Origin of the sequence: Bifidobacterium simiarum (assembly GCF_002802905.1) — a bacterium.
In the GTDB taxonomy this organism is placed as follows: Bacteria; Actinomycetota; Actinomycetes; order Actinomycetales; family Bifidobacteriaceae; genus Galliscardovia; species Galliscardovia simiarum.
In genome coordinates, this window is the sequence record NZ_PEBK01000006.1 from 105004 (window position 1) to 118459 (window position 13456).

A 13456-nucleotide genomic window follows, 5' to 3' on the forward strand; every position below is an offset into this window, starting at 1 on the left:
GGTCTCACAGACCGCCGACGGTGCCGGGATCGTGGGTGCCGCTCTGCAGCTGCTGGAACAGAGTGGTGTTGCGGGTGCCGTCAAGCAGAATGCACGAACCGATGCCGGAGGCGGGACGATAGTCGATGTCCGTGTAGTACAGGGTGCCGGTCACGCCGGAGGAGCCGGAGGCTGCCTTGAACGCCAAGGCCATCTGGGCGATGTCGAAGGCCCCGGTCTTCTCGTCCACGGTCAGCGTGGACAGACCGGCCTCGGCGAGCTTCTTGGTCTTCGCGGGGTTGAGCAGCACCTGCGGGGACGTGGCCTTCTTGGCGACGGCGGCCAGCACCTGACGCTGGCGCTTCGCACGGCCGATGTCGCCGGTGGGGTCGGAATAGCGCATGCGGGAGAACGCCAGTGCGGTGGCGCCGTCGGCCTGATGGCATCCGGCCTTCCAGTTCAGCCCGGAGAGCACGTCGTTGACGGTGCGGTCATAGCACAGCTCCACGCCGTCGATCGCGTCGACCACCTTTTCCACGCCGCCGAAGCCGACCTGTACCACATGGTCGATCTTCATGCCGGTGATGCTCTCCACCTGAGAGGTCAGGGCCTTGTATCCGATCTGCGAGGCCACCGCGTTGATCTTCATGTCCTGGCCGTTGATGTTCACGAAGGAGTCGCGCGGGATCGAGATCAGCGAGCTATGGCCGGTCTTCGGCTTGGTCAGTACGAGGATGGAGTCGGTTCGGGAGCCGGGGATGTCCTTGGAGGAGCCGGTGCCGGCGGTGCCGTCACGCTGGTCGGAGCCGAGGATCAGCCACGTCGAGGCGGGGGTATCGGCCATGGAGGTCAGCATGTTCTTGTGGGTCAGCTGTCCATTGACCCAGCTGACCAGACTGAAGGTCAGCAGGATGAGCACGGCCACGATGGCCGCGAGCACCGCCAGCAGACGATGCCTGATCCGCTTCGGCGATACGGCGATGGCGCCGCGCCTGCCGGATCGGGAAGGACGCGGGGACGGGCCGGAGGCGCCGAAGGCGTGCTGGGAGAAGGATGCGGGACGGTGGCCGCCCATGCCGGAGGACGGGACGCTGGCCGTCCGCAGGCTTTCGGAGCGTGGCTCGCCGATCGTGGTATGGTGCCGTCCCGCAGTGGTGCGGGCGGCGGACTGGCCTGCGGAGGCGGGGGAGAAGCTCGGAGGCTGGGTGCCGAAGGATTCCTGCGGCGTGCGGGCGGAGGACCGCCTGGCCGGAGCGCCCTTCGGTTCAAAGGTCTGGGGAATCGGCTGCGCGCCCGCCGCCGGCTTCGGCGCCGATGGGCGGCGTCGCGGTGCGCCTGAGGGGATGAAACTCGGTGGATTGCTCCCTGACATGCCGTCAAGAGGCTCCTGAGCCATACTGCCCCTCCTTGTCGTTCGGTCCTTGCTTCAGTAGACTATGACGCATTTTTGCGGAATCGATGCCGAATCCGTCCATTCCTTCTCAGGAACAGCACAGTTGGGATTCCCTCGAGGGGGAAATCCCTCATGTTCCGTGGCGTTCGCCAAGCGAGGAGGTGAACTTTATCACCGCCGTCTCAAAAATACGGTAGCGACACCCAAGAGACTTGACAAATATTGAACAACAAGTGTGTAATTTAGCAGGCCGGGTTGGCTCGGCCATGGATCTAGTCGTTTGGGAGGTTGCGGCATGTGGGGAGTGTTCGACGAGTCCCGAACGGACGGACGGACGAATTCCTCCCACGACGGCAAAAGCGCCAAAAGCAGCGGTGAGGCCCTGCTGGAGCTGTGGGGGCTGTTCGATCCCGATGAGGACCTTTCCTGGCAGCATAAGGCGCTGTGCGCGCAGACCGATCCCGAGGCGTTCTTTCCGGAGAAGGGCGGTTCCACCCGCGAGGCCAAGAAGGTGTGCGCCCGGTGCGAGGTGCGCGAGCAGTGCCTGCAGTGGGCGATCGACCATGATGAGCGTTTCGGCATTTGGGGAGGCATGAGCGAGCGCGAACGGCGGCGCTACAAGAAGGAGCATGGTAAAGAACAGGCGTAGACGAGGCGCGGCGCGATCCGTGATCGACCCCATTGTCTTACAGTGGAAAGGATGAATTCCGTTATACCTGTCATGAATGAGACCCAGAACGTACAGGAGATGGTCTCCGCCGCGATCCGTGGCCATCGGATGTCCCCGGGGCAGACGGTGGAGCCGACGGTGGTCGCACTGATCAGCGTCGAGGACGATCTCCGGTTTTTCCCCGCCACGCTGTCGGCGGTCCTCGACCAGACCGTGGTGCCCGGCATCATCGTGGTTGCAGATTGCACCGATGCCACGCAGTCTCCGGTCCACGGCGTGATCGAGCTTCCCGCCTCGGGTGTTCTGGGAACGGATGACTGGGTTCGCGTCAACCCGGATGCGGGCAGCAGCATCGACGTTCAGGTGGTGAGGGCCAAGGGGTCCTCGTCGTTCGGCGACGCCATCCATCGCGCCTTGGATCAGGTGAGTCTTCCCGCCCGCACGCGTGCGCTGTGGCTGCTGCATGACGATTCGCGGCCCGCCGACGCCCGATGCCTGGAGAATCTGCTGGAGGCGTGGAGGAACGCGCCGACGGCGTCGGTGCTGGGATGCAAGCAGCGTGCATGGTCCGGCGACGCCCTGCATGACGTCGGCCGCTATGCCACGATGCGTCACGGCGTCGCCTCGCTGGTCGTCGATGGGGAACCGGATCAGGAGCAGTACGATTCCCGGCAGGACGTGTTCATGGTCGATCTCGCCGGGGCTGTGGTTTCGTTGCAGACGTGGCGCGAGCTCGGCGGCATCACCCGGTCCATGGGAACGTTCGGGCAGTCCGCCGACTTCTGCCGCAGGGTCTGCCTCTCCGGCGGCAGGGTGGTGGTGGTTCCCCGCAGCGTCATGGCCCATCGGCGCGCCCGGTTCGAGGGGCTGCGTACCCGCAACGGCCATCCCGTAGGGGAGGGGCTCGGTCCGGCGAATCATTACGCGGCGAAGGTGGATGCCCGCGAACGGTACCGGATCACCGACATCCCCGGCGCTCTCTGGCTTCCGCTGTGGCTGTGGCGCCTGCTGGTCTCCGTGGTGCTGTTCTTCGCCCTGCTTGCCGGAAAGCGTCCCTATGAGGGGGCGTGCGAGCTCGGGGCGCCATGGCGTGCGCTGGTATGGCTTCCGTCGGCCTTCGGCGCGCGTCGACGCGTGACGAAGCAGACGAAGACGACGTTGCGGCAGCTGTCGGTGCTGGTGGCCCGGCGCGATCAGATCTCGCGCTGGCGCGAACGATCGGAGGCGTTCTCCAACGCCAAGGACGTGCCGCTGCTCAGCCCGCTTGCCGTGGAACACCTGCGTGTGCAGCGCCGACGTCGTCTGATGTGGGCGCTGGCGATGGCGTTGCTCGCGCTGGCCGCCGGACTGGCGTCGAATTTCACGGTGCTGCGTGCGGCGTTCTCCGGCGCGGGACTGCATTCCGCCACGTTGGCGCCGTCCTCCGCGTCGCTGCGTCAGGTGTTCGAGTCGGCGACGAGCCTGTACTCCTACGGCAACGGACTCGGCGCGTGGGCGCCGCCGGCGCCGTTCCTGCTGGTGCTGCTCGCGGCGTGCGCACTGACCGCCGGGCACGTCGCCCAGGCCATCGCGCTGATCGTGTTCCTTGCGGCGCCGCTGTCCGCGCTGTCGTTCTGGGCCCTGGCCGGCATCTTCACCCGATCGAATCCCGTGCGCGTGGCGTGCGGCCTGCTGTGGTGCGTGCTGGGCGGCCTGATGGGTCTGTACGCGCAGGGCAATCTTCCCATGCTCATGGTCATGGTGTTCCTGCCGGCCGGCATGGCGTTCGTCTTCCGTGCGGTGGGCATGTACCAGACCGAGGACGTGATCTCCCCGCGGGCCTCCGTGCAGTCGGCCGCGCTCTCCTCGCTGTGCCTGGCCGTGGTCTGCGCTTCGGAGCCGCAGCTGGTCCTGCCGCTGCTGGTGGTGTTCGTCGCGTTCATGATCCTCGTACGGTCCCATCGGCTCATGCTGCTGCTCATCCCGGTGCCGGGCGCGTTCATGCTGGCGCCCACGCTGATGAACATCGTGACGAACCCCGGCAACGGGTCGTACCGTCAACTGTTCGGCGACGTCATGATCCCCGATGCTCAGGTGAACGGCACCGTCTCCGCCGCGAATCTGTTCGACGTGATCCGGCGTGCCATCGGTCTGGGCTCCTCCTCCGGCCTTTCCGGTGTGGGCTTCGCCGCCGTGGCGGCGGATCCGATGACATGGCTGCTGGAAGCGAGCGTCGCGGTGCTGCTCGTCTTCGCGGTCGCCGCCCTGTTCCTGCCGTTCGCGCTGCGCGTCTCGCGCATGATGTGGGTCATCGTGGTTTCGGGTGCGGCCGTGGCCGTCATCGCATCCCGCGTGGCGATCGCGCCGGGATCCACGGCGTCGGTGGCGGGCACCGTGCTCCCCGGCGTCGCCTTCATGATGCTTGGTCTGCTGGCCTGCACCTGCGTGGTGGCCGGCCGCGCCGCACACCCGTTCAGCCCGCTCGTCAGAAGGTCGCAGGGCGATACCTCCGCCCGGATCGAGCAGCGTCAGCGTCGTCACTACGCCCGACGCAACCTGATCATCGTGGCACGCGCCCTGCTGGTGCTGCTGCTGGTGTCGTGCATCGCGCTGTGGGGCGCCGTCTGCGGCGTGCGTGCCCAGCGTGGCGAACACCTCGACACCCAGCAGGTCGAACTGCCGCTGATCGCGCAGGACTTCCTCTCGGCGAGTCCGCGACACCGCATTCTGGCCCTGAGCGCACGGTCGTCGACCTCCGTCGACTATGCCGTGATGCGCACCGCGCGAGGGGATCTGATCGACGCATCCCCGGCGATCAACGTGATGCGTACCGTCGAGCCGATGAGCAAGAACGAGAAGACCCTTGCCGACAGCAGCGCCCGGCTGCTGCTCAACAACGACGACGAGGCCATTTCCGCATTGACCAAGCTGGGTATCGGCGGAATCTACGTGCCGTACGCCGAGGATTCCGCGACCAGCACGCTGGTGTCGAACATTCTGGCCAGCAGCGGCACCCAGAGCGTGGTCAGCAATGATTCGGGGACCTATGTGCGTCTGACCGTCGCCGACGCCAACGATCAGGGATTCGACGACGGCGTGCGACGAACGGCGTTGGGGAACCCCTGGCGCAGGGCGTGGGTGGCGTGCATGGCGGTGGTGATCGTCCTGTACTGCATCGTCGCCTTCCCGAGATTCCATAGATACGAGGTGGGAGCATGAGCACAGGTACACGTCGCGAACATCGGGCGAACGGCTCCGGATCCCGCGTTCGCTCCGCAGGCAAGATCGTGATGTCGGCGGTCACCGTCATCGGACTCGTCGGCGCCTTCGCATTGCTGGGAACCGACCTGCTGCCCGCATCCACTGATCGGGGTTCGATCGAAGGCGGTCATTCGGCGAAGGTCGGTCAGACCGTGCTGCAGTCGTACTGCCCGGCCCGTATGCGACTGGCCGACACCGGCTCCTACGGGGATTCCGAGTATCAGGTCTCCGAAGGCAACAACACCGGTCGGACGATGTTCGCGGCCTTCGGATCGGTCTACGATTCCGACATCGCCCGTCTTGACGGCAGCCATGCCCAGAAGACGCAGTCGGTGGATCTTACCGATACGACCAAGGCGTTCGTCCATGCCAGCAATTCCACCGATCAGGCGCTGGTCCAGACCACGCGCATGCTGGACATGAGCCAGGGCTCCGGATCCGCCGCCTCGACGGTGTCATGGGCCACCGAAGGCGATCTCAAGGGGGTGTCGGCGACGCGCTGCGTCACCCCGCAGCTGTCGCAGTCGTTCCTGCTGCCTTCCACGCAGACGGGATGGACCCATCAGATGGTGCTGGCCAATCCTTCGGACAAGTCCACATCGGTGAGGATCTCCGCATGGGGCGCGAGCAACGGCAGGAGCATCGCACTGGCCACCGACAGCACGGTGACCGTGGCCGGCCAGTCCGAGACGATGGTGAATCTCTCCGCGGCGGCGCCGGATGAGCGTGCGGTCTACGTGTCGGTCGTCAGCGAGACTACGGCCGTGGCCGCGGTCGTCAGGACGGTCCATATGGACGGCCTGACGTCGAAGGGCTCCGACTTCGCCACGCCGCTGGCCGACGCCGACAGGCGGATCATCCTGCCCGGCATGCAGTCCGGGGCGACCGCGACCGTCGACCTGTTCTCCGGGAAGGACGCCTCCGCGACGCTGTCGTGGATCACCCGCGGCGGGCTGAAGGAAGCCAAGAAGACCACGATCAAGGCCAACACCGTTGGGAGGGTTTCCCTGGGCGAGGTCCCGGCGAACACCGTGGGCGTCCTGGTCGAATCGGATGACGCCATCCGCGCCGCGGCGATCTGTGACCTCAATGGTTCGGGCGATTCGCAGTCGGACTTCTCCCTGATCAACGGCGTGACCTCGACCAGGATCAGCGGACTCGTTTTCCCGCAGGGTGTGAAGGCCACGCTGAATCTGGTCAACACCGCCGACAAGGACGCCGCCGTCACGCTCGTGGGGTACAAGGAGGACGGCTCCCGCGCCGGCGAAAAGGACCTTACCGTTCCCGCACGGTCCGGCATCTGGCTCCAGCCGTCGGACGTGGCCTCATCGATCGCCGCCATGACGATGAGCGATGCGAGCGGCAGCGTGGCATGGGGCGGACTCGTCCACGTCGCCGATGTGGACAATGCCAAGGTGAGGGGCATCGCGTTCCTTGAACCGACCAGCCTCATGCCGGTGCAGGCCACCGTCCGTACCACCCAGTCCCTCAACGTCGTTCGCTGATCAGCGCATTCGGTTAGAAGCCCCAGTCCGGGTCAATATCTTCGGGATGCTTGCCGGTCAGGTCGGCGAGCCGGGCGACGATCTCGTCGCGGATGATGAACTGCATGTCGATGCGGTCGCGGGCGCGCTGCTCGATCGGCTTGCGGTACAGCACGATTCGCGCGGGAATGCCGTGGTTGGCGGGGAAGCTCTGCGACAGCGCGACCCTGCGGGACTCCCACGACACCGGCGCCGACGCGGGGACGTCCTCCACCGCGCACTGCACGTCCCTGAGCAGTTCCGGCCATGCCGCGTTGAGCCGCTTGAGCTGGGCCACCACCATGCCGTCGAAGGCGCCCGACTTGGTCCGGTATCGGGGCAGCCTGATGCCGAATGTGGCCTGACGCAGGCCGCGGCCGTGCTTGTTGCGGTAGACCTTGCGCTCCCAGGGCAGTGCCGAGGGCTTGGAAAAAACGAGGTTGGCGTTGTGGGATTCTCGGGTCATGCCTTCCAGAGTAACGCAGGGGAAGACACGACGGGTGTTCCACGGCGAAACCGGTTGTGGCATGTGCGATAATGCAAGGACAGCGCACGTGTCATAAGGAGTTGTGAATGGACCCCGTCATCATTCATCAGTGGGATTCCGTGGACTGGCGGGAGCTGATCACGCGGATCGACGCGATCGGCTTCGATCTCGATACCACCTTGGCGATCTCCAAGCAGCCGATGACCGATGAGATGGCCGAGGCGTTCTCCGCCCTCACCAGACGAATGCCGTGCGCGGTGGTGTCCGGAGGCAAATACCAGCTGTTCGAGCGGCAGATCCTCTCCCGGATCGGGGACATGGCCGATCGGACCAATCTGCATCTCATGCCCACCAGCGGCACCCGCTATTATGCGTGGGACGGTACGGCATGGCGGTGCCGGTATGCGCATGACCTCGATCCCGCCGACCGTGACGCCGCGATCGCCTCCCTGACCAGACACGCCAAGGAGCTCGGCCTGTGGCTGGCCGACGATCAGGTCCGGGGGGAGCGGATTGAGGATCGCGGCAGCCAGATCACCTTCTCCGCCCTCGGCCAGATGGCCACTCCCGCGGCCAAGGAGGCGTGGGATCCGGACCGCAGGAAGAAGAACGCCCTCGCCGCCGCGGTGGCCGCCGACCTGCCGCAGCTGACGGTCCGGTCAGGAGGCTCCACCAGCGTGGACGTGGTGGCCAAGGGCATCGACAAGTCCTATGCCATCCGCAGGCTCTCCGGATTGCTGGATGTTCCGGTGGCGAGGATCGGGTTCGTGGGGGACCGGATGGATCCGGATGGCAATGATTATCCCGCCGCGGCGGCGGGCACGTTCGCGGTACATGTCACTCGACCGCAGGACACGCTGAACGTGATCCATGGACTGCTTGACGCGTTTTCGACTGGTCTCGGAGCATGAACGGATCCGCGTCCTCCGTCGTGCGGCATGTGCCGCGTCCCGTGGCCTCGCTGTGCCGGGGGATACGCGACGTCATGCTGCCGCGGGGATGCGCGGGATGTGACATGCCGGACGAGACCCTGTGCCCGTCATGCCGCGGACTGTTCTCCCAATGCGTGGTCAGGCCGATGCCGGCCTCCCTGTTCGCACTTCGTGGCATCTGCGCATGCGCGACGTATCGCGGTCCGGTGCGGCGGGCGATCCTGCAGTGGAAGGACCATGGCGACGAGGAGATCACCCGTGACCTGTGCGCGGCGTTGCGCGCCTGCGTGCGAAACAGCGGCGTCGGCCGGGCGCTGGGATCCTGTGACCGTGTGCTGGTGGTGCCGGTGCCGTCATCCCCGGCGTCGATGAGACGGCGCGGCCGCCGGCATACGCTGCCGCTGGCCACGGCCGTATCGGAGCAGCTGGTGGCCGACGGCGTGAACGCCGAAGTCGAGTCGGCACTGAACATCCGGGGAGTGCGGTCGAAGTCCGTGCAGCAGATCGGCGCCGCGCAGCGTTCGGGACGACTTGCCGATCATCTCGAGGTCCGTTCCCGGTACGCCTACGCCGCCGATTCGGGAACGGATGCCGTGGGGACGACTGTCTCGGGAACGACTGCGGTGATCCTCGTCGACGACATCGTCACCACCGGCTCCACGCTGCGGCAGTGCGCGAAGGTGCTGAAGGCCGTCGGGCTGCCCGTGGCCACGGCGTTCTCCCTCGCGCAGGTGCCGGACTGACGACTCTGATCGTTCGGGAACGGGGGTCATTCGTCCTCGGTGATGTGATACTTGGGCAGCGTGATCTCGAAGTTCGCACCCCGCTCGTCGGGAACCACCCTGACGGTGCCGCCATGCAATCCGGCGGCCCAGCGGGCGATGGACAATCCGAGGCCGGTGCCTCCCGAGCCGGTTCCCGGCCGTCCGGTGCCCTTGACGTACCGGCGGAAGATCAGGCTTCTGGCCTCCTCGGGGATCTGCGAGCCGTAGTTCACCACGTTGGTCACCACGGTGCCGTTCGCCTCGTCCTCATGGGTCTCGATCAGTACCGAAGTGCCGTCGGGGGAGTGCTTGAGCGCGTTGGCGATGATGTTCGTGAACAGTTGCCGCAGCCGGTTGGGATCGCCTTCCATGCGCAGATCCTTCGGCACGTTGACGTGGATGTCGTGGGCATGTCCACCGTCGGCGAGCTCCAGCGGCTTGACCGTCTCGTCCATGAAGTCGGCGAAGTCGAAGATCTCGATCTCCAGGCTGGCGGCGCCGGCCTCCACGCGCGACATGTCGAGCAGGAACGCGATGAGGTCGGAAAGCTTGTGCGTCTGATCCAGAATGCCTTCCAGATTCGCCGGCGTGGGCTCCACGACGCCGTCGGCCATGTTCTCCACCAGCGCCTGCAGCGCCGAAACCGGCGTGCGCAGCTCGTGGCTGACATTGGCCACCATGTCGCGGCGCATCTGGTCGGCGTGCTCGAGCTCTTCGGCCATCTCGTTGAAGGATCGCGCCAGCTGGCCGATCTCATCGCGCGAATCCGTGGCGGTCTTCACCCGAACGGTGTAGTCGCCGTCGGCCATGGCCTTGGCGGCATCCCTCATCTGCCGCAATGGGGCGGTGAGCCCGTGGGAGAACAGGTAGGTGAACCCCAGCGCCACGATCATCGACAATGGCATCGCCAGCCAGCCGCTCCATCCCCATTTGAGGAACTGCCATGCGAGGATGAAGGCGATGGACGACGCCACGACGATCAGCACGCTCAGCTCGGCCTTCAGCGAGGAGAACACGCCGATCGGCCGGCTGTCCTTCATGGCCTGATGGTGTCTGGCGAAGGCGTTCGTTGCCAGTTTGGCTTTCGTCGTGCTTTTCCTCGGCTTGCCGGATTGCTTCGAAGGCTGCATGGCGATGTCACTTGGATTCCGGCGGCTCGAACGCATAGCCGACGCCGTGCACGGTGCGGATCAGTGCCGGGCCGAGCTTGTGCCGCAGCGCCTTGACGTGGGAGTCCACGGTGCGGGTGCCCGAGGCGTCGACCCAGTCCCAGACCTCCTCGAGCAGCTTCTCGCGGGTGAGTACGGACTTGGGACGCCGCGCCAGCGTGGCCAGCAGATCGAATTCGGTGGGGGTCAGATGCACTTCGGTGCCGTCCAGCGTGACGATGCGCTGCGCCGGATCGATCACCAGCGAGCCGAAGTCGAGGAGCTTCTCGTTCTCCGAGTTCTTGGCGATCACCTTCGCCCGTTCCACGCGCCGCAGCAGCGCCTTGCACCGCGCGATGAGCTCGCGCATGGAGAACGGCTTGGTCATGTAGTCGTCGGCGCCGGCACCGAGCCCGATCACCTTGTCGGCCTCGTCGTCACGGGCGGTGAGGATCATCACCGGGACGGGACGGGCCGCCACGATGCGCTTGGTGGCCTCCAGGCCATCCATCACGGGAAGCATGATGTCCATGATCACCAGATCCGGTTTGAGTTGTGCGGCGGCCTGCACGGCGCTGGCTCCGTCGCCCGCCACCCTGGCGTTCCATCCTTCCGCGGTGAGTCGCTGGGCGATGGCCGTGGCGAGCGTGGGCTCGTCCTCCACGACGAGAATAGTGCGCTGCGCGGTCCGTGAATCCATGCTGTTCATACCGATATGTGCCTTTGCCTAGTCGTCAATATCTCAAATATCCCATGATATCTCAAATATCCCATTCATCATACGTAAGGCCCCGGAATGATCCGGGGCCTTACGGTTCAGTGATGAAGGGACTTCACTACTTCGCGGGCTTTACTTCGCGGGCTTCTCGGGCTTGAGGTAGATGGCGCCCAGAGCCGGAACCGTGATCTTCACCGAGTACGGGCGGGAGTGGTATTCGCCCTCCTCGGCCACGATGTCGGTGTTGGCGATGCCGGAGCCGCCGTACTCCTCGGCGTCGGTGTTGAGGATCTCGGTCCACCGGCCGCCGGACGGCAGCGGCACCTGATAGTCCTGCCAGGCGGAGCCGGAGAAGTTGACCACCACGACGATCGGGTTGCCTTCCTTGTCCAGACGCATGTACGCCAGCACGTTGTGGTCGGCGTCGTCGCTGGTGAGCCACTGGAAGCCCGCGGGATCGAAGTCGAGGCTCCACAGCGCGGGGTTCTCGCGGTACACCTTGTTGAGGTCGCGCACGAGCTTCTGCACGCCCTGATGGTCGGGCCAGTTCAACGCATCCCAGTCGACGGAGGAGCTGTAGTTCCATTCGCCGTACTGGGCGATCTCGTTGCCCATGAAGGTGAGCTTCTTGCCCGGGTGGCTCCACTGGTAGGCGAACAGGTTGCGCACGCCGGCATAGCGCTGCCAGTCGTCGCCCGGCATCTTGCCGAACAGCGCGCCCTTGCCGTAGACGACCTCGTCGTGGCTGATGGGCAGCACGTAGTGCTCGGAGTAGGCGTACATCATCGAGAACGTGATCTCGCCGTGATGCCACTTGCGGTTGATGGGCGCCTCATGCAGGTACTCGAGGGTGTCGTGCATCCAGCCCATGTTCCACTTGAGGCCGAATCCGAGTCCGCCGCCGTCGGTGGGGGCGGTGACTCCCGGCCATGCGGTGGACTCCTCGGCGATCATCATGATGCCGGGGTTGCGGCGGTAGGCGGTGGAGGTGGCCTCCTTGAGGAAGTCGATGGCCTCGAGGTTCTCACGGCCGCCGTACTTGTTCGGACGCCACTGGCCGTTCTCGCGGCTGTAGTCGAGGTAGAGCATCGAGGAGACGGCGTCGACGCGCAGGCCGTCGACGTGGAACTCGTCCAGCCAGTAGCAGGCGTTGGCGACGAGGAAGTTGCGCACCTCGTTGCGGCCGAAGTTGAACACGTAGGTGCCCCAGTCGGGGTGCTCGCCGCGCAGCGGATCGGGATCCTCGTACAGCGGGGTGCCGTCGAACCGGGCGAGGGCGAAGTCGTCCTTCGGGAAGTGGGCGGGCACCCAGTCCATGATCACGCCGATGCCGGCCTGATGGAAGGCGTCGATGAGGACCTTGAGGTCGTCCGGCTTGCCCAGTCGGGACTGCGGGGCGTAGTAGCCGGTCACCTGATAGCCCCAGGAACCGGTGAAGGGGTGCTCGGCCAGCGGCATGAACTCCACATGGGTGAAGCCCATCTTCTTGACGTACGGCACGAGCTCCTCGGCGAGCTTGGCGTAGTCCATGCCGAGCTTCCAGCTGCCGGCGTGGACCTCGTAGATGCTGATCGGGCCTTCGTGCGGATCGGTGGAGCGTCGGTGGTCCATCCACTCCTCGTCATGCCACTCGTGCTTGGAATCGACCACGATGGAGGCGGTCTCCGGCGGGATCTGGTGCAGGCGCTCCATGGGGTCGGCCTTCTGCTTCCATTCGCCGTTGGCGTTGAGGATCTCGTACTTGTAGCGTTCGCCCGCGCCCACGCCGGGGATGAAGATCTCCCAGATGCCGGAGGAGCCTAGTTCGCGCATCGCGTACTGACGGCCGCCCCAGGAGTCGAAGTCGCCGACCACGCGCACGGCGCGCGCATTGGGGGCCCATACGGCGAACGAGGTGCCGCTGATCGTGTTCTTCGACGAGCCGTCGGGCTCTCCCATCACGTCGTCGTAGGTGTGCACATGGGCGCCGAGGACCTCCCACAGGCGCTCGTGGCGTCCCTCGCCGAAGAGATACATGTCCATCTCTCCCACGGTGGGCAGGTAGCGGTAGGGATCGTCCTCGAGGACCTCCTTGCCGTCCTCGTATTCGGTGAGCACGCGGTAGGAGGGCACGGCGGGGCCGTCGGCGGTCTGCGCGGCCGGGATGACCGAGGTGAATACCCCGTTCCATTCGTGCTGGGAGGAGAACGAGCCGTCGGGGGTGATGATGGTCACGGTGCGTGCCAGCGGCTTGAGGACGCGGACGGTGACGTAGCCATCGTCCGGCGCGGGGTGAAGATGCCCACCGAGAACGGTGTGCGGATCGTAGTAAACGCCATTGCTTGCGGCATCCAAAGCGGAGTGATCGACGCTGATCGGCTGGGGGATGCTCTTCTCTGTTGTTGTAGCCATATAACGAGTTTACGTATTGAACGGTCAAAAACCGTCCAACGGCGTGCCGAATATCGGAAAATCCCGTGTTTTCCGCGTGTCTTCCGTTGGTTTTCCGTCGTGTTCCGCCGTCATGTCCCCGGGTGTGGCGGCATGTCGGCGCATTCCCGTCGTCGGGCGTCGGCTTGTGACCGAGTCCGTCGGGGGGGCGGAACACTGCCTTTTCGCCCGG

At 65.6% G+C, this 13456-nt stretch carries 10 protein-coding genes; 5 read left to right on the forward strand and 5 right to left on the reverse strand.

Annotated features, from left to right (window positions below; translation table 11 throughout):
- Window positions 1-4: 4 nt before the first annotated feature.
- A complete protein-coding gene (locus tag CSQ87_RS07210) occupies window positions 5-1375 on the reverse strand; it encodes an LCP family protein (protein WP_100513198.1) in 1371 nt (456 codons plus the stop codon).
- A 292-nt stretch (window positions 1376-1667) separates the two neighbouring features.
- Here CSQ87_RS07210 and CSQ87_RS07215 point away from each other — a divergent pair, with 292 nt between their 5' ends.
- From CSQ87_RS07215 to CSQ87_RS07225, 3 genes are all read left to right on the forward strand, one after another.
- Window positions 1668-2021: a WhiB family transcriptional regulator gene (locus tag CSQ87_RS07215; protein WP_100513199.1), complete on the forward strand. Its 354-nt coding sequence runs from the start codon at window positions 1668-1670 to the stop codon at window positions 2019-2021.
- A gap of 72 nt (window positions 2022-2093) precedes the next feature.
- Window positions 2094-5240: a glycosyltransferase family 2 protein gene (locus CSQ87_RS07220; RefSeq protein ID WP_100513200.1), complete on the forward strand. Its 3147-nt coding sequence runs from the start codon at window positions 2094-2096 to the stop codon at window positions 5238-5240.
- The gene (locus tag CSQ87_RS07225; protein ID WP_100513201.1) at window positions 5237-6787 is read left to right on the forward strand and encodes a DUF5719 family protein; all 1551 of its coding nucleotides are present in this window, start codon (window positions 5237-5239) and stop codon (window positions 6785-6787) included. The genes CSQ87_RS07220 and CSQ87_RS07225 overlap by 4 nt, the downstream gene beginning before the upstream one ends.
- A 13-nt stretch (window positions 6788-6800) precedes the next feature.
- On the opposite strand, the gene CSQ87_RS07230 is transcribed toward CSQ87_RS07225, so the two are convergent.
- Window positions 6801-7271, reverse strand: a complete 471-nt coding sequence (locus CSQ87_RS07230) for a metallopeptidase family protein (RefSeq protein ID WP_100513202.1) — start codon at window positions 7269-7271, stop codon at window positions 6801-6803.
- A gap of 107 nt (window positions 7272-7378) precedes the next feature.
- On the opposite strand from CSQ87_RS07230, the gene CSQ87_RS07235 reads away from it, so the two are divergent.
- Entirely contained in the window at window positions 7379-8203 is an 825-nt protein-coding gene (locus CSQ87_RS07235) for an HAD-IIB family hydrolase (protein ID WP_100513203.1), read from the forward strand.
- On the forward strand, window positions 8200-8967 hold the full coding sequence (locus tag CSQ87_RS07240) for a ComF family protein (protein ID WP_100513204.1): 768 nt from the start codon (window positions 8200-8202) through the stop codon (window positions 8965-8967). The genes CSQ87_RS07235 and CSQ87_RS07240 overlap by 4 nt, the downstream gene beginning before the upstream one ends.
- Window positions 8968-8993: 26 nt before the next feature.
- Here CSQ87_RS07240 and CSQ87_RS07245 read toward each other — a convergent pair whose 3' ends face one another.
- From CSQ87_RS07245 to glgB, 3 genes are all read right to left on the reverse strand, one after another.
- Window positions 8994-10028, reverse strand: coding sequence for a sensor histidine kinase (locus tag CSQ87_RS07245; RefSeq protein WP_100513205.1), 1035 nt, complete (start codon window positions 10026-10028; stop codon window positions 8994-8996).
- Between the two features lie 97 nt (window positions 10029-10125).
- Window positions 10126-10845: a response regulator transcription factor gene (locus CSQ87_RS07250; protein WP_100513206.1), complete on the reverse strand. Its 720-nt coding sequence runs from the start codon at window positions 10843-10845 to the stop codon at window positions 10126-10128.
- 141 nt (window positions 10846-10986) lie between these two features.
- Window positions 10987-13245: a 1,4-alpha-glucan branching protein GlgB gene (gene glgB, locus CSQ87_RS07255; RefSeq protein ID WP_100513207.1), complete on the reverse strand. Its 2259-nt coding sequence runs from the start codon at window positions 13243-13245 to the stop codon at window positions 10987-10989.
- Window positions 13246-13456: the final 211 nt, after the last annotated feature.